The organism is Prosthecobacter sp., assembly GCF_044227185.1.
Taxonomy (GTDB): domain Bacteria; phylum Verrucomicrobiota; class Verrucomicrobiia; order Verrucomicrobiales; family Verrucomicrobiaceae; genus Prosthecobacter.
In genome coordinates, this window is the sequence record NZ_JBGAFO010000001.1 from 278,885 (window position 1) to 299,518 (window position 20,634).

22 protein-coding genes are annotated in these 20,634 nt (G+C 59.4%); all 22 read right to left on the minus strand.

Translation table 11 applies throughout. The annotated features are described in order from the left end of the window. Positions 1–67: 67 nt before the first annotated feature. The 22 genes from ACILSQ_RS01095 to ACILSQ_RS01200 all read right to left on the minus strand — a co-directional run bounded on the left by ACILSQ_RS01095 (position 68) and on the right by ACILSQ_RS01200 (position 20,610). Positions 68–355 (minus strand): hypothetical protein, encoded by a 288-nt coding sequence (locus ACILSQ_RS01095; protein ID WP_395741719.1) that lies wholly within the window; start codon positions 353–355, stop codon positions 68–70. Then, positions 352–861, minus strand: a complete 510-nt coding sequence (locus tag ACILSQ_RS01100) for a hypothetical protein (protein WP_395741720.1) — start codon at positions 859–861, stop codon at positions 352–354. Before ACILSQ_RS01100 ends, ACILSQ_RS01095 begins: the two co-directional genes overlap by 4 nt. Before the next feature lie 96 nt (positions 862–957). Next, a complete protein-coding gene (locus tag ACILSQ_RS01105) occupies positions 958–2,166 on the minus strand; it encodes an AAA family ATPase (RefSeq protein WP_395741721.1) in 1,209 nt (402 codons plus the stop codon). Continuing rightward, positions 2,163–2,582, minus strand: a complete 420-nt coding sequence (locus ACILSQ_RS01110; protein ID WP_395741722.1) for a CHC2 zinc finger domain-containing protein — start codon at positions 2,580–2,582, stop codon at positions 2,163–2,165. The genes ACILSQ_RS01105 and ACILSQ_RS01110 overlap by 4 nt, the downstream gene beginning before the upstream one ends. A 129-nt stretch (positions 2,583–2,711) precedes the next feature. Next, positions 2,712–3,059, minus strand: coding sequence for a hypothetical protein (locus ACILSQ_RS01115; RefSeq protein ID WP_395741723.1), 348 nt, complete (start codon positions 3,057–3,059; stop codon positions 2,712–2,714). A 599-nt stretch (positions 3,060–3,658) separates the two neighbouring features. After that, entirely contained in the window at positions 3,659–4,027 is a 369-nt protein-coding gene (locus tag ACILSQ_RS01120; RefSeq protein WP_395741724.1) for a hypothetical protein, read from the minus strand. An 86-nt stretch (positions 4,028–4,113) separates the two neighbouring features. Further along, positions 4,114–4,239, minus strand: coding sequence for a hypothetical protein (locus ACILSQ_RS01125; RefSeq protein WP_395741725.1), 126 nt, complete (start codon positions 4,237–4,239; stop codon positions 4,114–4,116). A 285-nt stretch (positions 4,240–4,524) separates the two neighbouring features. Continuing rightward, a complete protein-coding gene (locus tag ACILSQ_RS01130) occupies positions 4,525–5,580 on the minus strand; it encodes a hypothetical protein (RefSeq protein ID WP_395741726.1) in 1,056 nt (351 codons plus the stop codon). A 42-nt stretch (positions 5,581–5,622) separates the two neighbouring features. Continuing rightward, entirely contained in the window at positions 5,623–6,699 is a 1,077-nt protein-coding gene (locus tag ACILSQ_RS01135) for a tyrosine-type recombinase/integrase (RefSeq protein WP_395741727.1), read from the minus strand. A 211-nt stretch (positions 6,700–6,910) separates the two neighbouring features. Next, positions 6,911–9,325: a phosphoenolpyruvate synthase gene (gene ppsA, locus ACILSQ_RS01140; RefSeq protein ID WP_395741728.1), complete on the minus strand. Its 2,415-nt coding sequence runs from the start codon at positions 9,323–9,325 to the stop codon at positions 6,911–6,913. Then, complete coding sequence (locus tag ACILSQ_RS01145; RefSeq protein WP_395741729.1) at positions 9,322–9,891, minus strand: YbhB/YbcL family Raf kinase inhibitor-like protein; 570 nt, start codon at positions 9,889–9,891, stop codon at positions 9,322–9,324. Before ACILSQ_RS01145 ends, ppsA begins: the two co-directional genes overlap by 4 nt. Before the next feature lie 20 nt (positions 9,892–9,911). Next, positions 9,912–11,291, minus strand: coding sequence for an erythromycin esterase family protein (locus ACILSQ_RS01150; protein WP_395741730.1), 1,380 nt, complete (start codon positions 11,289–11,291; stop codon positions 9,912–9,914). Beyond that, complete coding sequence (locus ACILSQ_RS01155) at positions 11,288–12,601, minus strand: universal stress protein (RefSeq protein WP_395741731.1); 1,314 nt, start codon at positions 12,599–12,601, stop codon at positions 11,288–11,290. The genes ACILSQ_RS01150 and ACILSQ_RS01155 overlap by 4 nt, the downstream gene beginning before the upstream one ends. A gap of 118 nt (positions 12,602–12,719) precedes the next feature. Next, positions 12,720–14,414, minus strand: a complete 1,695-nt coding sequence (gene glgP, locus ACILSQ_RS01160) for an alpha-glucan family phosphorylase (RefSeq protein WP_395741732.1) — start codon at positions 14,412–14,414, stop codon at positions 12,720–12,722. Beyond that, positions 14,411–15,022, minus strand: coding sequence for a phosphoribosyltransferase (locus tag ACILSQ_RS01165; protein WP_395741733.1), 612 nt, complete (start codon positions 15,020–15,022; stop codon positions 14,411–14,413). The genes glgP and ACILSQ_RS01165 overlap by 4 nt, the downstream gene beginning before the upstream one ends. A gap of 56 nt (positions 15,023–15,078) precedes the next feature. After that, positions 15,079–15,780 carry a dienelactone hydrolase family protein gene (locus tag ACILSQ_RS01170; RefSeq protein ID WP_395741734.1) on the minus strand — a complete coding sequence of 234 codons (702 nt, stop codon included), beginning with the start codon at positions 15,778–15,780 and terminating at the stop codon, positions 15,079–15,081. 33 nt (positions 15,781–15,813) lie between these two features. Further along, positions 15,814–16,362, minus strand: coding sequence for a TraR/DksA family transcriptional regulator (locus ACILSQ_RS01175; RefSeq protein ID WP_395741735.1), 549 nt, complete (start codon positions 16,360–16,362; stop codon positions 15,814–15,816). A gap of 8 nt (positions 16,363–16,370) precedes the next feature. Further along, positions 16,371–17,999 carry a chaperonin GroEL gene (groL, locus tag ACILSQ_RS01180; protein WP_395741736.1) on the minus strand — a complete coding sequence of 543 codons (1,629 nt, stop codon included), beginning with the start codon at positions 17,997–17,999 and terminating at the stop codon, positions 16,371–16,373. Positions 18,000–18,039: 40 nt separating this feature from the next. Next, positions 18,040–18,324 (minus strand): hypothetical protein, encoded by a 285-nt coding sequence (locus ACILSQ_RS01185; protein WP_395741737.1) that lies wholly within the window; start codon positions 18,322–18,324, stop codon positions 18,040–18,042. 228 nt (positions 18,325–18,552) lie between these two features. After that, complete coding sequence (locus ACILSQ_RS01190; RefSeq protein WP_395741738.1) at positions 18,553–19,401, minus strand: serine protease; 849 nt, start codon at positions 19,399–19,401, stop codon at positions 18,553–18,555. After that, the gene (locus ACILSQ_RS01195; protein WP_395741739.1) at positions 19,398–19,757 is read right to left on the minus strand and encodes a universal stress protein; all 360 of its coding nucleotides are present in this window, start codon (positions 19,755–19,757) and stop codon (positions 19,398–19,400) included. The genes ACILSQ_RS01190 and ACILSQ_RS01195 overlap by 4 nt, the downstream gene beginning before the upstream one ends. Then, positions 19,642–20,610, minus strand: a complete 969-nt coding sequence (locus tag ACILSQ_RS01200; protein ID WP_395741740.1) for a dienelactone hydrolase family protein — start codon at positions 20,608–20,610, stop codon at positions 19,642–19,644. The genes ACILSQ_RS01195 and ACILSQ_RS01200 overlap by 116 nt, the downstream gene beginning before the upstream one ends. Between the last annotated feature and the right edge of the window lie 24 nt (positions 20,611–20,634).

Sequence of the window (20,634 nt, forward strand, 5' to 3'; positions counted from 1 at the left end):
CTAGCCCTTCATCATTTGAAGCAGCGATTCCATAACTCTCTACCGGCACTGGACCACTTTTAAAAAATTATGAATCTAGGTGGATGCGTTGGTCATTCGGCTGTGTGCGTTCTGAAACAATAAACCGGACTGCTTCATCGAGATCCGCAAAGAACCCCAAACTCCCCAGAGTTGTGACGATCCAATAAACCCCGAAGAAATCCATGATCAGGGCGTTGTTGAGTTGCTGAACTGGTCTTGAGAGCAGCAGCAGTGAGCGCTTATTGATCAGAGGCCGAGTGACGTTTCCATTGAGAACCTGCTGCGCTAAAAGAATTCGTTCTTGAAAGTGGTGAATGGGAAGAGGGAGGGTCATAGCTTCTCAACCTCCTTCTCCCACTCCTCGAAAAAATTGGGTGTCGAATTCCGGAAGTTGGCATCACACCGAAAAAAGGCCTCCATCTCCTCTTGGGAATAATCTCTTTGTTGATCTGTGTATTTATCGGCAAGGGAACGAAAAACCTTGGGCTGATATTGAGTTGTCCAAGGGCCGAAATCCAGCATAGACGGATTTGAATAATAATCCCTGCTCAATCCTGGCACCTTGCACGTCTCACAAAACAAATGGCTGATACACTTTCCCATATCAAAATAAAAAGCCTTCCTCGTTATTGGCTTTGCTTTGCAGACCTCACATATGCCGGCCAAACATGAGGCTCTAGCATAAAGCTCCTCGAAATAATCTTTCTCGTATGGGTCTAAATCCTGCCGTCTTTTTATCACTTTGTTTTCATACAGCCACGTGGCGTATGAGGGATCGTTGAAGAAGATCCACTCATACGACCTCCCCCTGTGCTTCCCGAATTCAATTTCGCAGTACATTTGGTTCTTGGTTCGTCATAATTATTGGTTTCTGTTCTTTTGGTGTATGCACTACTGCAGCAACGGTTAAGAAAACCGTTGCTGCTGCACTACATCCTACACCTCGATGAATGCAGCAGAGGTGTTTTGCCGCTGCTGCACTACTTTTTCAGGATTGGATACCTTTGACTGATTGAGTGCAGCAATGGGCTTTTGCTGCTGCACTTCCTTGTCCTGATTGCTCTGGGGTGGCTTGATGTCTTTAACGTCTATGGACTTGGGTTCAGGTGTGACTTTCCATTTTCCATTTTCTAACTTTTTCACCTTCCCACTGTCTTCTAGAATTTTCTTTTTTACCGAGAACGTCCTTTCCTTCATTTTGTGATCTTCAATACACCTATCTTTCCATTCGCTGTTGGTTAATTCCTCATCACCAAGAGTTTCTAAAAGCATATCGGTTGTGAATTGTTCGACACGTTGGCCAGGCACTTTCAGCTTTCTTGGATCGTATTTCGTTGTTGGCGTCATGAATGGATATTCCCAGCTCACGCAAAACGGCGCTATTGGCTTGTGATTTCGCAACGTGACATCAACTGTGAAAACACCTTCCGTTTCATGCTTGGTGATGATCATGATCGCATCAGGGGAACGCGCAAATACACCCGAACCAGAAATGCGGTCCATGGACTCTTTTCCTGCCTGCCCACCTTTTGAGAAGTGATGCCCAACAACTATGGCTGCCCCAGTAACCACAGCCAGCTTGTCCAGGTCATTCATCAATGAGTTAATATCACCAGCTGAATTTTCATCACGATAACCCAACAATTTGTAGATGGGGTCAATGATAATGAGGCTGTATCCCTTTCCTTTTAATTTCATTTCCAGCTCCGGCATCAACTCAGAGATGTCCCCAGCTTTGCCTCGGAGATTCCATATATGCAGGTTTTCAAGGTCTAACTTATTCTTCAATAAATCTTTGCCTTCTTTGATGTCCTCCAAACGTGATCGGAAGTGTTCCCGTTGTATTTCCAGGTCGATAAATAGAACTTTTCCAATCTCAGTTCTGAACCCCCACCAAGATTGGCCGCTTGCCACACTCACTGCCATGTCCATCAGCGCATAGGTCTTATTTGTTTTCGACGCGCCACCGTAAACCATCGTTGATCCGGCACTCAGCACCCCATGAATCACTGGCCTGGGGAGTGGCATCTCAGTAGCCAACAACTCAGAGGCTTTGATGATTGGCGGCAGCTTATTGGGGGAGTCGGGATCAGCCGGTATTGAAACCGGCTGCCCAAGGTGCTTGCTTGGCTTGATAACGCTCATTGCGCGCCCTCCTTATCGCGTAAAATCTTGTGAGCCTGCTCATTCAAAGTCAGCACAGCGTCGTAAAAGCCGACATCACACTTCTTCATCAGGTAGGCATAAATATCACCTTTCCAATCGCAGCCGTAGCATCTGCCACCGCTATCGTTTGACCATATATAGAAAAGATGTTGGTCGTCCTTATGGAAAGGACACATGCATCTCAGCCGGCCTCCAGCTTCGATGACTTTCTTTCCGTTGCGTCCAAGCAGCTTTGCGAAGGAAACGCTTTCCTTCAGCTCCTTGGCATCTATCTCGTATTTCGTTGACTCACTGCTTGTGGAAACCCTGGATTCATTATCAGGGCTTTCACAAGAAGCGGTTAATTTTGACTGTTCTTTACTTTCGCATTCTTGCCGATTTGTTTTGGTTTCCATAGTTCTAACGTTGCCCCTTGGGTTGAGACATGAGCGGGGACTTGTGCCAATGCCTTTATTGCGGTTTGAGTGTTGGTATTCATAGTTTTAGGATTGCGTTGAGGTACCATTAAGGACAAAAAAAGAGGTTTAGTTAAGTGTGAGTGTCGAGGATAGTTGTGCAATGCGACCATCAAGAAGATAAATCTTCAGAAGATGGTCACCCTTGTCACGGTTGATTTGAAAAGTTTTCAGATCTTGGGGAAGGATGCCAGCCAGACGCAGTTGTTTGGCTATCATGTTAAGGAATGATGCAGGGTATTCCTTCGACTCTTCCAAAACCTTATCTGTGCAGGTGTCGATTGCGTTGAGAATAAATGAATCCAGGGCACGGTCTTCAAGGTCCAGGGCCAGTCCGATCTTGCGAGCTTGATGTTCCCCCACTGTTCTGCTGCCACCCTGTAGCCCTGCAATCAACGAATGCGGAACTTTTGCCATGACTGCGAGCTCTCGGTTTGTGAGCCGAGCTTTCTCCCGCAATTCTGATAGTAGTTTTCCGAATGCCGCATGATTCATAATCGATAACTTCATTATTGCATACAATTTGCATTTGTCAACTTGAAGTTACAAAAGTTATAAGTTTGGTTTCGCCAGTCAGTGCCATCTAATAGACTGACCGATGTTTCTTTTCCGTGGTCCGATTAATCTAGTGCCGTGAAACCCATTGATTTATTACCCGGCCACACAAGGCCCCAGTTCCCGCTGTGCCTCTGAATGGCGCAGACTTTCGTCCTACACGCTCCTACCCTCCGAAACCACCTCCATCGGCGTGGCGACGCCAGCAGCCTTAATACCAAATTCTGACGTAATCACTCCCCTCCACGAATGGGCATTGATACTCGACACCCAACTCACTCCTGCCACCTCCAGTCCTTGCATATCGAATGCGTCCGCCCCATATAAAGAAGCCACCCCACACCGATTCAGTGTGAGGTGGCCGATCTTGCTTTTGCAGTTTGGCTATCCGTCAGGATCGGGTGCCTTGAGTGAAGTTGCCGCTCGCTTTGGCATTGTGCCTCACGAGCGGCCTATGGGGGTTACTTTTTGACTTCAGCGATGCGAGCAGCCGCACCGAACGGCCGCAGGCGCCAGGTGGTCTTATCTTTGGCGCACTCGATTTTTTTCTCCTCGTGCAGCTTCACGCGAGCCTCTCCGAGCAGCTTGCTGTCACTGAAGACAACATTGAGTTCTGCAGCTGTCACTCCCTCATCACCGATCTGGTTGACGATGGATTCAATTGCACTCTCGTAATTGTCCGTGCCGTTCATTCCTGTGAATGTCCGGTAGCTCATATAGAGGTCGGTGCGCTGAACATTGATCTGAGCAAGATATGAATCCTGCCCTTGCTGGATGAGGGCTTTGAGCTCATCCGGCGTCATGGGTTTAGGTTGCGTTTGAAGTGCCATATGTATTTGTTGGGTTTATTTTTGTGCTGTCTATTTTTGCTGACTCACCATTTCGGACAGCGACGACCTGGTGAAATTTGTCTCCCCTATTTGACGGCATGAACCTCCAGACGGTTGATTGCTTCAATCACTGCAGGCAGGCGAAAACGCACTGTTTTGTGCCCGAGCTTGATGTAAGGGATGCGGCGCTTACGCATCAGTTCGTCAACCATCCGTGTAGAGGGCAGATTCAAGCATTGAGCCAACTGCTCCTTGGTGAGCAGGCTGGAGGTCGGATCTCCTGGGAGAGGATTTCCGGCCTTGTGTGTTGGAGGCGTTATAGTCACGCCATTGAGAACGTCTCCGGAACATCATGCTTGGACGGCGTTGTCTGGTGTGTGAACCAGTGCTTCCAGACATTCCAATTTGACAAAGGGTAGTTTTGATGCGGCTGACCTTCAGCATCACCCTATCTTTCGACTGCTCAACTCCGAAGGAGCAAAGCCTCTCGACATGATCTATCCCACTGAAGAGTATTTCGGCTCAGCGCAATCCCACATTGGTCTGCCGATTGCATGCTCGATCTCATATCCAAAACTCTCTGGAAATAGCACGGACAATAAGACGTTGACCTCAGTCCCTGACGGATTCCATTCCTGCTCAGCCATATCAGCAGCTTTCGGATATTCAGCGAGGAATTGCTGCGCCTTTACGCGGAGGGAGTCGAAGCGTTTTTGCGCGAGCGAATTAGGCGGATCAGAGCAACATGCGTCGCAGACCTCATTGTACATATTGTTCCTCTCCAATGTCGAATTGCTATTTAGAAGCCTTGAAATCTCAAGCCCTTGCTTTTCCAACTGCATACCAGTCCGCTTCCAATTGTTGAAGAAATGGCTAATGAGCAGCATTCTCTTTTCCTTGGGATCAAGTTTTAAGGATGTCACTCCCTTAATGACCTCTATGGGTTCCGAGCTGCTCAATGGAACCAGTTGTTGTGGTTCCAGAATGGTGTCAGGCACTGATTCAATGCACTTTTCCCAAACGCCTCGGTGCCAAATGCCCACGCGATACAAACAATTTGTCCACTTTGCTATATGGACCCCATCTACCACGACAGGGACAAACGCAGCAAGTCTGGTGCCTCCAGGCGCTCTGATCAACAGTGCCCGCACACGCTCTTTAAATATACCATGCTCGTTTTTTTGTCGATTATCCCGAATTTTTAGTGACCGTTGGATGTCTTGCCAGTCGGTTGCACGGAGCATGAAACCGACTTCAGGGTATGCAGTCCGATCTGGCGAAACGAAGACGAAGTTCTCATCTAACAAGCACGTGCAGATGTGATGCGCCTGACCTTTGGTGAACTGCGCAACAATGTTCAAATGCGTCGGCAGCAATCTACAGTCTTGGGAAAGAAACAGATAATGCTCATTTATGGCTCCAACGCAGAGGTGATGTGTTTCCAGCTTGTAGTCGCGGCGGACAATCTTTGGGTCGTCAGCTCTGGCTATGCTCACAAAGGCATTGCACAAACTGCTGCTGGCTGCAACGCGTTGGGACTTTTTGGAAGGCATACTCAACAATGCAACTCTTGTTCGCAGTGAATGCCGATCTCGTCAACAAGCCGATTTGATGCTTCCAGCCCCTGGGAACAAATTCCAGTATGCCGCAGCATCCTTAGGCTTCACAACCTCCCGATAGTGCTGAAACAATAGCTGCGTGTTGGAGTGACCCAAATCCAGAGCAAGGGCGTTGGCGTTGTTTTCATGCGCGAGAGCATAACTCGCAAACGAATGTCGAAGAGCATTCTGAGGCCATTGTTCTATGCCAGCAAGGCACCGAGCCGAATCAAGCAGCTCCTTGAAATTCGGCGGCGTCACCTGTCCAGATGACTTCACCAAATCCTTCAACCATGCAGCGAGGTTTTCCCGCATTCGAACCAAACGACGGCGAGCACTTTTTGCCTTCATTGCAGTGACCTCGATAAAGCGTTCTTCGATATCGACATTGCTCCAATCAAGGCGGATGATCTCTGATCTCCGCAGTCCAGCAAACGCGCCAATCACCAGAAAAGCTTTCAGCTGTGCCGGTGCATGTTGGAGAAGGCGAGAGATCTCGGGCACCGAAAGAATACCAACGGGCGTTTCAATCTCCCTTGCTTTCGCTGTTCCCACGACCGGGTTCTCCAGGCAATAGGACCGAAACTTTGCATGATTAAATGCCACCACGAGGACACGACGAAAATTATTGCGAGTGAGCGCTGAGACCGGCTTGGCCAAATTGGTCTTGAGGTTTCTCAACCAATCATCAACTTCCCTTCTATCGATGGATGAAACGTCCCTATCGCCAAACGTCTTCGCGAAACACTGAAGTTTGTTGGTCAGGTCCTGAAGATAACGACCGCTAGCACCATCGGCTGTTTTGGCGGCAAGGAATTCCTCGACAAATTGATTCCAGGGGATGGTCTTCTTCTCTGCTTGAAGATGTGGCAGATAAAACTTCACGGCATCCAGCAATGAGTGACCATACGGCTCAAGGAGCCTAGCAGCCTCGATGGCTTCGACTCGAAGCTTCTCCGGGATGCTGAAAGCCGCCTCGCCAACATTTTTCTTTGCGACGCGCAGTTGTTCGGCCTTTGTATCTGCTTCCTCTTTCGTTTTGAAAAAGAACCGTTGCCGCTTCCCATTGATCATCCCGCAATCGACCATCCAACTGCTCGAATGTGCGTTGATTCTCTTCTTGACGATGGGCCATGTCTTTCGCCTTTTGGACACATGCAGTTTTTGACACTATTTTGACACACGGTCAAGGCTTTGCCTCAATATCAAAGATTTAAGTGTACATATTCACAGACTTAGGATCTGGTTTGGAAACAAGTGCAGGTTCGAGTCCTGTCTCCGGCACTTACGCTGTGGATGCGCCCAGCGCGGCTTCTTTCTCCAGGATGGCCAGGCTGGTTTTTAAAACGGTGTCGGGATTGAGGGAAATGCTGTCGATGCCCTGCTCCACGAGGAACTGCGCAAAGTCCGGGTAGTCGCTCGGGGCCTGGCCGCAGATGCCGATTTTACGCCCTTTCTCACGGCAGGTGCGGATCACGCTGGCAATCATCGTCTTCACGGCGGCGTTCCGCTCGTTGAAGATCGGGGCCACGATCTCGCTGTCGCGGTCCACGCCGAGGATAAGCTGAGTGAGATCGTTGGAGCCGATGCTGAAGCCGTCAAAAATCTCCGCGAACTCGGCGGCGAGCACGACGTTGCTCGGGATCTCGCACATCACGTAGATCTCCAGCCCGTTCACTCCGCGGGTGAGGCCGTGCTTTTCCATCTCGGCCTGCACGCGGCGGCCCTCTTCCACCGTGCGGCAAAAGGGGATCATGACCTTGAGGTTGGTCAGGCCCATCTCCTCGCGCACCTTGCGCACGGCGCGGCATTCCAGGGCAAAGCCCTCCTGGTAGCGCGGGTGGTAGTAGCGGCTGGCTCCGCGAAAGCCGAGCATCGGGTTTTCCTCCACGGGCTCAAACTGCCGGCCGCCGATGAGGTTGGCGTATTCGTTGGATTTGAAGTCGCTCAGCCTGAGGATGACGTCCTTCGGATGAAAGGCGGCGGCGAGCGTGGCCACTCCCTGCGCGAGGCGGTCCACAAAGTACTGCGGTTTGTCGTCGCAGCCCGCGGTGAGCTTTTCGATCTCCGCCTTCGCGGCGGCATCCGTCAGCCGCCCGAAGTGAATGAGCGCGAGCGGGTGCACCTTGATGTGGGTGGTGATGATGAACTCCATGCGCGCCAGGCCCACGCCATCATTCGGCAGAAAGGAGAGCGCGAAGGCGGTTTCAGGATTGGCGAGGTTCATCATCACCTTCGTGCGCGGGCGGCGCAGGTCCTGCAGGCGGGTCTCCTGCACGTCAAAGCCGGCGGCTCCTTCATAGACAAAGCCAGTGTCCCCCTCCGCACAGGAGACGGTGATCATCTGCCCGTCTCTGAGTGAGTTCGTGCCGTGCTCGGTGCCGACGATGGCGGGCAGGCCGAGCTCGCGGCTAACAATGGCCGCGTGGCAGGTGCGGCCGCCACGGTTGGTCACGATGGCGGCGGCCTTTTTCATCACCGGCTCCCAGTCTGGATCCGTCTTGTCCGCCACCAGGATTTCGCCCTCACGGAATTCGCGCAGGAGCTCCACGCTACGCACCACGCGCACGGGCCCCGTGGCGATCTTTTCGCCCACGCTGCGGCCGGTGACGAGAACGCGGCCGCGCTGGTGCAGCGTGTAGGTCTGGATGACATCGCGGCTCTTCTGCGCCTGCACGGTCTCGGGCCGGGCCTGCACGATGAAGAGCTCTCCGGTGCGGCCGTCTTTGGCCCATTCGATGTCCATGGGCGTGGGCTGTCCGCGCTTGCGCGAGTAGTGCTCCTCGATCACGCAGGCCCACTGTGCGAGCTGGAGGATGTCATCATCATCCAGCGCAAAGCGGGTGCGATCTCCCGGGGGCACGGGCACGTTTTTGACCATGCGGCCGCCGCCGGTGTCGTAGATGAGCTTGAACTCCTTGGACCCCGCGCGCTTTTGCAGGATGGGGCGGCGGCCCTGCTTCAGCGTGGGCTTGAAGACGCAGTATTCATCCGGGTTCACGGAGCCGAGCACCACGTTTTCTCCGAGCCCGTAGGAGGCGTTGATGAGCACCACGTCGCGGAAGCCCGTCTCGGTGTCGAGCGTGAACATCACGCCTGCGCAGGCGAGATCTGAGCGCACCATGCGCTGCACGCCGATGGAGAGAGCGATGAGAAAATGATCAAAGCCCTTGTCCTCGCGGTAGGAGATGGCGCGGTCCGTGAAGAGGGAGGCAAAGGAGCGCCGGCAGTGCTCCAGCACGGAGGCACCGCCGCGCACGTTGAGATACGTCTCCTGCTGCCCGGCAAAGCTGGCGTCCGGCAGGTCCTCCGCCGTGGCGCTGCTGCGCACGGCCACGTCTGGCGGCGGCTTGTGGGCTCCGCCGAGCTGCTGATACGCGGCCAGGATCTCCTCTTCCAAATCCTGCGGCATGGGGGTGGAGAGCATGGCCTGCCGCACCTCGCTGCCGCGCTGCTGGAGATTGTCCATGTCCCGCGTGTCGAGTCCGGCCAGGATCTGCCGGATGCGTGCGTCGAGTCCGGTGCTGTGGAGGAAATGGCGGTAGCCCTCCGCCGTCACGGCAAAGCCGTCCGGCACTTTCACGCCCTGCCCTCCCAGCTCCCGGAACATCTCCCCGAGCGAGGCGTTTTTGCCACCGACGGTGGGGATGTCGTCGATGCAGATTTCGGCAAACCGTTTGATGAAGCGTGGTGTGGTCATTGGTGTTGATAGGTTCCCATCCACACGCCCTGGGCCAGGACGTGGCCCGCCATCGCTTTTTCGAGCGCGCTTTTCCTGCTGCCTGGCGCCAGGGTCAGTGTGGAGTCGAGTGCGTAGAGCTTGAAGAAGTAACGATGTGCCCCGCCAGGAGGTGGGGCTGGACCGTCATAGCTGGTGCCTCCAGAATCGTTGCGGCCTGTCTGCGTGCCGGCAGGCAGCGCCCGCTTTTTCTCCACCGCCTCAGGCAATGAAGCGGTGCCCCCAGGCAGATTCCACAGCAGCCAGTGCACCCACGTGCCATGCGGAGCATCGGGATCGTCGCAGATCAAAGCAAAGCTTCGTGTGCCCTGGGGGGCGTCCGACCAATCGAGCTCCGGTGATACATTCGCACCGTCGCCGGTGTATCGGGCCGGGATGCCTGTTCCGTGGGCAAAGGCCGGGCAGCGAAGCGTGAGGATCTGGGGTGTGGTGCTCATGGATGAGAGGCTGGGTTTCAGGCTGACTCCGGTTGCCGCCGCGATCAGCAGCAGCACGGCGAGAATCAGGATGCGGCGGACATCGATCATGTCTTGGCTGGTGGTGATGGCTAGATGCCCGATGGGAATGTCTCCGGTGCTTCGCCGGCCTCCCAGAGCGAGGTGCGCTCCAGGGGCTCGACCGCACGCGTTTCATCAAAGTGGATGACCGCGTCAAACTGGTCCGCCAGACGTGTGTGAAAGTAATGACTGAAGCGCTCGGTGTCGGGCCGGTAGATGACGCCGATGGCACGCTCGAGCAGGGGCTGCTGCAGCGCGGCCTTCAGCCGCGCCTCTCCGCGGAGCAGAAGAAGAAAGCGGGGAATCCCCGTCTGATGAAACAGGGACTCGACGCTCCCGCTGATCGGCCGGCGCACCCGCTTTCTCTCGGCCTCGCCGCCCCAGTCGGAACTGGCTGTGACGGTGCCCTGCGCCGTGGTGAAGCCCACCAGCACCGCGTCTTTCCGGCGGCGCTGCCTCACGAGCTGCCCCACATTCCACTCGCCTCTTCGTGTCATGTCCGTGGCGCGTGCATCTCCCAGGTGGGAGTTGTGCTCCCAGACCACGATCTTGGGAGTCTGGCGGTAGAGTGTGGCGAGGTGCCCCTCCAGCGCGAAGAGCGTCTGGGTCATGTGGCTGTCCCGCAGATTCCAGGATGACACATCGCTGCGATACATGGTGCGGTAATACTGCTCGGCGTTCTTCACGAGGCGCGCGTTCTGCTCCGCATTGAAAAAATCATCCGCCGCCACGCGGCCGTCCAGCCCGGCCAGTTCCGCGGAACGTGAGAAAAGCTCCACGAACTGGCTCACCGCCTCGTCTTCGCAGGAGGAGCCCACGCCCGTGGCCACGTCAAAACCGTAGCGCTGGGTGTCGCCACCATAGCAGTTGAAGCATGAGTAGCGCTCGCGCGCGCGCTTTGCGGCCGGCGGATCAATTTTGTCCAGATACGTCAGGACGGCGTTCATCGAGGTGTTGAGGCTGTAGAGATCCAGGCCGTAGAAGCCGGTTTTCTCCAGGGGGCTGCGAATGCTGTCATTATGGGCGCGCAGCCAGCCGATGAAGTCGAGCACGTCGGCATTCCGCCACATCCAGGCGGGGAATCTTTGAAAGCCGCCCAGGGAATCGATCGCATCCTTGTCGCCGCCCAGGCCGCGCACGAACTGGTTCACCCGCTGTGCGTCGGGAAAATCCGCCTCCACCGCCACGGCATTGAATCCCTTTTCGAGGATCAGCCGCTTGGTGATCTGCGCGCGCTCGCGGTAGAACTCATGCGTCCCGTGCGAAGCCTCGCCCAGAAGCACAAAACGGGCGTCGCCGATGAGATGGAGAAGCGGATCGTAATCTGCGGCCTCCCCCGGGCGCAGAGGACGGGCCGCCGCCTGGATGACGGCTGGGATGGAAGCTGCGTGTGTCGTCCGGATCATGGCTGTGTCTCCAGGGGTGTTCATGAGAGAGGAGGCGAGGTGACGAAGACGGGCACGTGGGCATGGGTGAGCACGCTTTGCACCGCGGAGCCGAGCAGGGCGGTGGCCACGCGCGAACGCCCCCGCGAGCCCATGCAGATGGCATCGGCGCCAAAACGCTCCGCCGCCGCGCAGATGGCCGAAGGCACGTCATGATGCGCCAGAACCTCCGAAGTGATCCGCACGCCCGGAGCATGCAGCAGAGAGGAAGGCAGAGCCTGGAGCCGCTTCTCTGCCTCCTCGTGCTCCCTGGCGGCGGCCAGGCTTTGGTCAAAATAAACCCGCGATGCGATGACGGGATTGATGCCGTCCGAAGGCTCACGACAGACATGCACCAGCCTGATTTCCCCGTCTCCCGCCAGCAGGCTGTGCGCATGCCGGAGCACATCGCAATCCTGACCGTTGAGAGACACCGCCGCCAGCACGCGCCGGATGCCGGGAACAGCGGTGGGGACCACCGCCTTCATGGGAACGCACAGCACATTGGTCCCGGCATAGGCAAGAACGCGCCTGGAGAACGAAGCTGACGCGAGGCGTTTCAAACCATGGCGCTGCCGGGTGCCGATCACCACCATGCCGTAGGCGCCTCCCCTGGCGAGGCCGAGAAAATGCTCCGCGGGACTCCTGGCGACCTCATGCGCATGCACCGTGAGCGGCAGGTCTGGCAGCGCGGCGTGCATCTTGTCCCACACATCACGCTCATGAGCCTGATGCTCATCCGGTGTCGTGGCCTGATCCCGGGCGGGACCCACATGAGACGCCGCGGCCTTCACCCGTCCCATGCCGGCAAGTTTTCCCAGCCACGCGATGGCGGCGTCTGATGATCCCCCGAGATCGACACCGAGCAGCAGCTCAAGCACGGCGGCATCCCGCAGCCAGGAGAGGAGGACATCCGGCTGCCTCACGACAAGCGTCGGAAAGGGGGCTCTCTCCGCCACGTCTTCGGCGATGCTGCCGCGCGGCGAACGCCCTGCGCTGCGTCCGGCGAATCCCAGCACGATCAAGGCCGTGGGCTGCTCTTTGGCCGCGGCCAGCAGCTCCCCGACCGTGCTGCCATGGCGAAAGTCCTCGACGACCTGGACGCCTGATTCACGCAGACGCTCCGCCTCGGCATGCAGGCGGTCGATCTCCGGACGGTCGTCAGGCACGATCACGGGCAGCTCGCCCATGGCGATGTACTCACGCCCGCAATGAAGGAGACGCAGCGGGAGCTTCAGCTTCTTCGCCAGCAGCGCGGCGACATCCGCAGCACCCTGGGCGCAGGGTGAAAAATCTGTGGCGCAAAGAATGGACATGGTCTTGACGAAATGACTGCCGCGTTGGCGCCCGCCAGCAACTGGCAGGCTGCCCTCCCGCACTCAGGCTGTGGATGAGATGCCTTCAGCCTCTGAAGCAGATGCACCGCCGCGGCCCTCACTCAAAGTAGGCCTTGATGACGTACTGCGAGACCATCCGCTGGGTGTTGAAGAAGGAACCGTTGAGCGAGATGCAGTGGCGCATGACTTCGGTGAAGCGGTCACGATCACGGTAGAAGAGCGGGATCACCACCTGCTCCAGCTTGTCATACAGCGCGGCGGCATCGTACGCATTCCTGTCAGGATGACTGCGGTCCATGGTGCAGGATTCGCCCACGGCCCAGCCCGTGCCACCTTCGATCCAGCCCTCGATCCACCAGCCGTCCAGCACGCTGAGGCTTGGCACGCCGTTGAGCGCGGCCTTCATGCCGCTGGTGCCGGAGGCTTCCAGAGGCGGCTGCGGTGTGTTCAGCCACACGTCCGCTCCGGCGACCATGAGCCGGGCAAGGTCCAGATCATAATCAGGAAGATAAACCATGGTGATGTCCTGCCCGAGCCGCTCTCTGACACGGATGATTCGTTGAATCGCCTCCTTTCCCTCACAGTCGTTGGGATGGGCCTTGCCTCCATAGATGATCTGCAGACGGCCCGCGCTGGCGGCGATGCGCTTGAGGCGCTCCACGTCGCTGACCAGCAGATCGCTGCGCTTGTAGGCGGTGGCGCGGCGCGCGAACCCAAGCGTCAGCACATGCGGATCAAGGACCACGCCCGTATCGCGGCGTACACGCTCCGCCAGCAGTCGTCTGGCGGCCTGATGGGCGTCCCAGATTTCTGTCAGCGGCAGGCTGTGGGCAAAGCGAAGGCTGAAATTATCCCCGCGCCAGCCGGGGATGTGGCGGTCAAACAGCTCCTGAAACGGCGGCGAGGTCCATGTGGCTGCGTGCACTCCATTGGTGATGGAGTCGATCTTGTAATGCGCAAACATGAGCTGGGAAGTCTCCGCATGCTTCTTGGCCACACCGTTGATGAAGTGGCTGAGGTTGAGCGCGAGGAAGGTCATGTTCAGCGTGCCATCACAGCAGAAGACCTCGCGCATGCTCGTGACCTCGGCACGCCCCAGCACCCGGGTGGCCAGATCGAGCGGAAACTGGTCATGCCCCGAGGCCACCGGCGTGTGCGTGGTGAAGACGCACTGGCGGCGCACGGACTCCACATCGTCATGAGTGAAGGTGCTGCGTCCCGCCCGGTGTGCCGACTCATCCAGCAGCTCCAGCCCGAGCAGCGCTGCGTGCCCTTCATTCATGTGGTAGCGCGTCAGCCCCGTGCAGCCCAGGGCGCGCAGCATGCGCACCCCGCCGATGCCCAGCACCACCTCCTGGCAGATGCGGTAGCAGGCATCGCCACCATAGAGATAATGCGTGAGCGTGCGGTCCCACGCGGCGTTTTCAGGAAGATCCGTGTCCAGAAAAAACACCGGCACGCTGAAGCCTCCGGGCGCACGCACCTCATGCTTCCAGGCGCGCAGAGACACGGCACGGCCCTCGATGGTGACACTGACGCGCGGAGACTGCTCCTCCAGATGCCGGCCGATGTCCCAGTCGCACGGCTCCTCCCGCTGCCAGCCGCTGGCGTCGATCTTCTGGCGGAAGTAGCCTTTGCGATGCAGCAGCGTGACGACGACCATCGGCACCTTCAGCTCCGCCGCGGAGCGCACCGTGTCTCCTGCCAGCACGCCCAGCCCGCCTGCATACGTGGGCATGCCGGAGTCGAGCGCGATCTCCATGGTGAAATAGGCGACGAGAGGCTCGTTCACGGCGGCACCGGAGTTTGTTCAAGCCGGGCCGCGCTGGAGAGCAGGTGCGCCACCTCCTCGTCCTGAGTCTGGGAAAAGTCCTCATACCACCGGCCGACGCCGAGAAAACCCTCCGGCCGCGAGAGGGCCACCAGTTCATCCACCATCGGCTCCAGCTCCGCGCAGGTGTCCGGCGCCGCCACCGGCACCGCGATGACGATCCGGCGCGGATGCTGCTGGCGGAGGGCCATCACCGCCGCGCGAATGGTGCTTCCCGTGGCAATGCCATCATCCACCAGGATCACAATTTTGTCCCCGACCTCCGGCGCCGCCATGCGCCCCCGGTAGGCCAGCTCACGGCGGTGCAGCTCCTTCAACTGCACCGCGGCCTCCTCATCAAAGACAGACCTCGGGATGTCCATGCCGCGCATCACCTCAGGGTGGATGACCTGCACGCCGCCGCTGGCGATCGCGCCCATCGCCAGCTCTTCATGCCCGCGCACTCCGATCTTGCGCACCACGAGCACATCCAGCGGCACGTGCAGCTTCTCCGCCACTTCATACGCCACCGGCACACCGCCGCGCGGCAGGGCGAGCACGATCACATCCGCACAGTCTGCGTATTTCATGAGGGCGCCGGCCAGCATCTGTCCGGCATGCACTCGGTTCCTGAAAACGAGGCTCTTCATGCGCCGGCCCTCCATTCCGCCGAAGCTGCCAGGTGGCGGCAGAACCACTCCGCGCTGAGCTGCGCCACCTGCTCCAGCTTGCCGGGTTCCTCAAAGAGGTGCGTGGCTCCGGTGACCACGCGCAGCTCCTTCTCGCAGTTCATGCAGGCGAGCGCCGTTTCATTCAGGCCCAGCACCACGTCATCATTGCCGCCCACGATGAGCAGCGTGGGAGATTTGACGCGGGAGAGCGCCCTGCCGGCGAGGTCCGGGCGCCCGCCGCGCGACACGATGGCGCCCACCTTTTTCCCCAGCCGCGCGGCGGCCAGCAGCGCGGCGCCGCCGCCGGTGCTGGCGCCGAAATAGCCCACGGGCAGCTCGCTGGTGTCCGGGTGCTGGTTGATCCATTGCGTCACCGCCACAAGCCTGCCGGCCAGCATTTCGACATCGAAGCTCAGGTGCTGGGTTTGCGCATCCTCCGTCTCCTCCCTCTGCGTGAGCAGGTCGAGCAGCAGCGTGCCCAGGCCCGCATCGCGGATGACCTGCGCCACAAACTGATTACGCGGGCTGTGCCGGCTGCTGCCGCTGCCGTGGGCAAAGATGACGATGCCCTGCGCGCCGGCGGGGAGGTGCAGCTCGGCATCCAGGTCGCGCGTGTTCACGGGGATGTGCACGATTTCGTGAACTTCGGGGGAAGTCGGACAGGCGATGGTTTTCATGGCCGAAGATGGGAGTTTAAATGATGCCAGTCCTTAGATCTGCGCGGTTCCCTCGATGATGGCGCGGAGGTCGGTCTCGCGCTGGTGGCGCGCCACATCGTGCTCTGGAAACTCTTCGCGGTCTGGTTCTTCGAGTTCTGAAAGTGCGTGCGGTGCGGAGGCCTGCGCCGAAGCAAGAGGTCCCAGCCTCGCGCCGGAGGGCAGCCCCTCGCGCTCGGCCCGGCTCTGTGCCTCCACCGTCCGGCGCGCCCAGGGCACCGCGCGCAGGCGTGCGGCGGGAATGGGCCTGCCCGTGTCCTCGCAGATGCCGTAGGTGCCCTGCATGATGCGGTTGATGGCGCTTACCACTTCAAGGAGCGCGTCATCTTCCTGCGCCAGCAGGCCGAGCGCGAGTTCATGGTCAAACTCATCGGTGGCGCTGTCCGCGAGATCCATGCTGTGGGGTTCAATGGGTTCGCTGACCTCCGCCTGGTGGTCGCTGCGTTTGCCGAGCAGCTCATCGAGCAGAGTCTGAAGTTTGTGGTAGTGCCAGGCCCAGCACCGGGGCACAGCGGGAGACAGGGTGGATGGTGTGTTGTTCATGATGTGCGTTATTCCAACGGTGATTCTGCGCCGGGCATGCGGTGGTTCTCCTCCGGTTCGGGCTCCTCGGTCATGGTGGCCTCCGTGAGCAGCAGCACGCCCGCCACGGACACGGCGTTTTCCAGCGCAATGCGCACCACCTTTGCCGGATCCACAATGCCGGCCTCCATGAGGTCGGTGTAAACGCAGCGGGAGGCGTCAAAGCCCTGGTTGCCGCTGCTCTCGCGCATCCTGCACACCACCACCCCGCCATCGGTGGCGGAGTTCTCGGCGATCTGCCGCACCGGAGCCTCCAGCGCACGGCGCAGGATGAGCATGCCGGTGCGCTCGTCTCCCTCCGCCAGCGCGGCGTCCTTTTCCACGGCGTCAATGGCGCGCAGCAGGGCGAGACCTCCGCCAGGGACGATGCCCTCGGCAATGGCCGCCTTGGTGGAGCTGACGGCGTCATCAAAGGCGTCCTTGCGCGCCTTCATCTCAGACTCGCTCGGTGCTCCCACGCGCACGACGGCCACGCCGCCGCTGAGCTTTGCCAGGCGCTCCTGCAGCTTTTCGCGGTCGTAGTCGGAGGTGGTCTCCTTGATCTGCTGGCGGAGCTGGTTGCAGCGCGCGGTGATCAGATCCTTGCGCCCCTCCCCGCCCACGATGGTGGTCGCATCCTTGGTGACCACGACACGCCTGGCTTTTCCAAGGCTGTGCTGGGAGATTTTTTCGAGGGTCATGCCGAGCTCATCAGACACCACCTCGCCGGCGGTCAGCACGGCGATGTCCTGCAGCATGGCCTTGCGGCGGTCGCCAAAGCCCGGCGCCTTCACCGCCACGCAGGGCAGCACTCCGCGCAGCTTGTTCACCACCAGCGTGGCCAGCGCCTCGCTTTCCACATCCTCGGCAATGATGACCAGGGGGCGGCCCGATTTCGCGATCTGCTCCAGCAGCGGCAGCAGCTCCTTCATGTGCATGACCTTGCGCTCGGTGAGGAGGATCAGGGGATCGTCCAGCACCGCCTCCATCTTTTCCGGATGGGTGACGAAGTAGGGCGAGATGTAGCCATGCTCAAACTGCATGCCTTCGACCACCTCCACCGCCGTCTCGGTGGTCTTTGCCTCCTCGACGGTGATGGCTCCTTCGGCGCCCACCTTCTCCATCGCATCCGCCACAAGTTCGCCGATGGCAGGATCATTGTGCGCGGAGATGGTGGCGACCTGCGCTTTTTCCTTCCGGCTCGCGACAGGGCGGGAAATGGCATGCACGGCCTGAACTGCGACGCGCAGGCCGCGTTCGAGGCCGCGCTTGATGTCCACCGCGGAGGCGCCGGCCGTCACATTCCGCACGCCATCGGCAAAGATGGCATGCGCCAGGATGGTGGAGGTGCTGGTGCCATCCCCGACGGTTTCGCCGGTGCGCTCGGCGGCCTGGCGGATCATCTGCACGCCCAGGTTTTCCTCCGGGTCCTTGAGATCAAACTCCCGCGCAATGGTGACACCATCATTGCAAACGAGAGGTTTTCCCCATTTGCGGGCGATGAGGACGCTTTTCGATTTGGGGCCGAGCGTGACGCGCACCGCGTCCGCGAGCGCCGCGGCGCCGCGCAGCACTTTTTCGCGCGCGGCAGCCCTGAAGATGACTTTTTTGTGAGCCATGGAGCGGGAGATTTGGAGGACAGGATGCCGGTGCTTTCGATCAGACCGCGAGGCCAAAGCGGTGCTTCACCGCCGCGGCATCAAGACCGAGAGAGGCGGCGAGCAGGCGCGTGGCGATGCGCTCCGCGGCCACACGCAGGATCCGTGAGGACTGCGCCTGATCGAGCTCGACGCCCTCGTGCTTGATGGAAAGGATGCGCGCACCGGCGATGAGGAGTTGCATCAGGAAGTCCTCCAGCTCCACGGGATCATCCGTGCGGTGGGTGTCACGGCGGCTGTTGTGCTGCGGGTGGATGGTGTATTCGACAGAGAATTTGGAGATCATGGTGATGGATGAGTTGAAGAAGTGAGTCTGCGGGAGCACCGCGCTGACAGGCCCGTCCAGCGGGCCATGATCTGCGGGGATGCTGCTACAGTTCTCACAGGTGTTTCTTCCGCCCGCCGCTCTCTCCGGACAATCAGCCAGTGAGATGCACCGTCTTCAGCCAATGAGGAACGGGGTGTTCAGCCTCTGGCTGAGAAAACAAACCCGCACCCCGGCTCCGCCGCGCCTTCACCTTGACCGCCCGGGCCTCTCCACAAAGTCAGCCGCGACGGGAGGAAGCTTTTTGAGCAGGGCCAGTGTTTCGCGGATGGCATCCACATTCACCGCGACCGCGAGGTGTGAAAAGCTGCTCTTGTCCGCGCCGATCCGGCTGGTGAGAACGCCCACCACCTGGGGACGGCCCGTGCGCATGGTGAGAAACACCGGCGCTCCGCTGTCGCCGGGATAAACGTCCGCATTGATGAGGAACCTGCCCCCGGCCATGGCGCCGCTGGCCGGATAGGAGGCTATGCGCCCGCTGCGCAGCAGGGCAAAGGCGCCCCGTGTGCCCGGATAGACATCAGGATAGCCGAGGAATGACACCTCGTCCCCCGCACGCAGTTCCGCGCTGGTCAGCGTCTGCTCGTCCGGGATTGAATCCAGCCCCAGCAGCTTCCGCGCTTTGTCCGGCACCGTGAGGCAAAACGCCGCGAGGTCATGCGTGGGATGTTTGACATAGAAGGAGTCTCTCATGGCCCCCCTGGCGGGGATGATGATCACCGGCTCCGGATCCACCCCGCCGTTCTGGTCCTGATGGTGAAGACAGACGATCACGGGTCCCTCGCGCATGGTCTTCATCACATGCGCGCAGGTGACCACCACGGCCGTGTCATGCCCCTTCGAGTCACGGCTCTTGAGGACGAAGCCCGAAGCCATGCCATGCAGGGTGGCGACCGGGCAGGCGGACCACATCATCTTGTCCGTGACGGTCCTGCGCGTGGCGCAGCCTGTCAGGAGCATGGCCAGGATGAGGCCGCAGACGGCACGCGGCGCCACCGGCATGCCGGTGCGCAATGTCAGATGATGGGGTTGCTTCATGGCTCTTCGGGATGCACGACAAAAACGGGCTTGGGCGTCAGTGACATGACGGACTGCGCCGTGGAGCCAAGCAGCGCGGCGCCGATGCGGGAGCGGCCGCCGCCCCCCATGCAGATGACATCGGCCCCATGCATGGCGGCGGCGTCGCAGATGCCCAGCGCGGTGCTTTGAGACCCGCCTCCAGGTCCTTGAAGTACTGCTCGTCTGGCGGGAGAAGGGAGATCCCCCATGTGAACCGGGTCAGGGATGCAGTGGAGAAGCTTCAGCGGGAGGTTCAGTTTTCCAGCGAGGGCTGCCGCGATGTCTGCCGCCGCCTTGGCCTGCTTTGAAAAGTCCGTTGCACAGAGGATTTGCATAATGAGAAAAGGGCGCCGCAGGAGGCGGGCGGTGCGGGGATGGTGATGATGGCTTCCGGCATGGGGCCGGCCTTGTCCCAAGGGCCTCGCAGGGACCCATGGCCGAAGCGCCGCCGGGCTCCATGCGCAGATGGTCCATTCCGCGCTCAGCCATTGGCTGAGAGGCCGCCTCCAGGTGCTCCGGGCCGGTCAGGTGGCAGCGCAGCCAGTCCACACTAAGCCTGGAGGCGATCTGCAGGCTGCGCGGTGTCTCCAGGAGATGGGTCACATGCGGAATGACGCACCACTGATCACCTCGGGCTGCGTTTTCCTGCCGCGAAAGACGCGAAGTCGCGGACGCACGCGCGTCATGCTCTCCGGCGATGTGCAGGGCGGGCGCCTTCCTTTCAGGCCTGGCCGCGGGCACGCCGGGAAAGCCGCCGATGCAAACCACGGCGGAGACCACGCCGCCCATTCTGGCGGCGGCTATCTGGGCGGCCGCGCCGCCGCTGTTCATGCCCAGAAAGCCAATCTTCAGGCTGGTGCTCAGCGCCTCCGTGGCCAGCCACCAGGTGGCGCAGATGATGCCGTCCGCCAGCAGGTTCACATCCGCGGCGGACTCCTGCCCCGGACGGGCGGTGAAGTCCAGCAGCAGGACAGCCATGCCAGCTTCTACCATGGCCCGGGCCAGGGCCTGCATGCGCGCGCCGCGGCTGCCGCCGCCTTTTCCATGGACAAGCACCACCACGCCGCGCGCATGCGGCGGGATCTGCAGAGAGCCTTCCAAAAAGGCCGTCTCCAACGGGAGAAAAAAACGCCGGCATGGAGCTCCGGCAGGAGAATTTGCGGCCTGGGCGGCGGCTGCTGCTTTCATGAGACAATGAGATCAAAAAAAGGG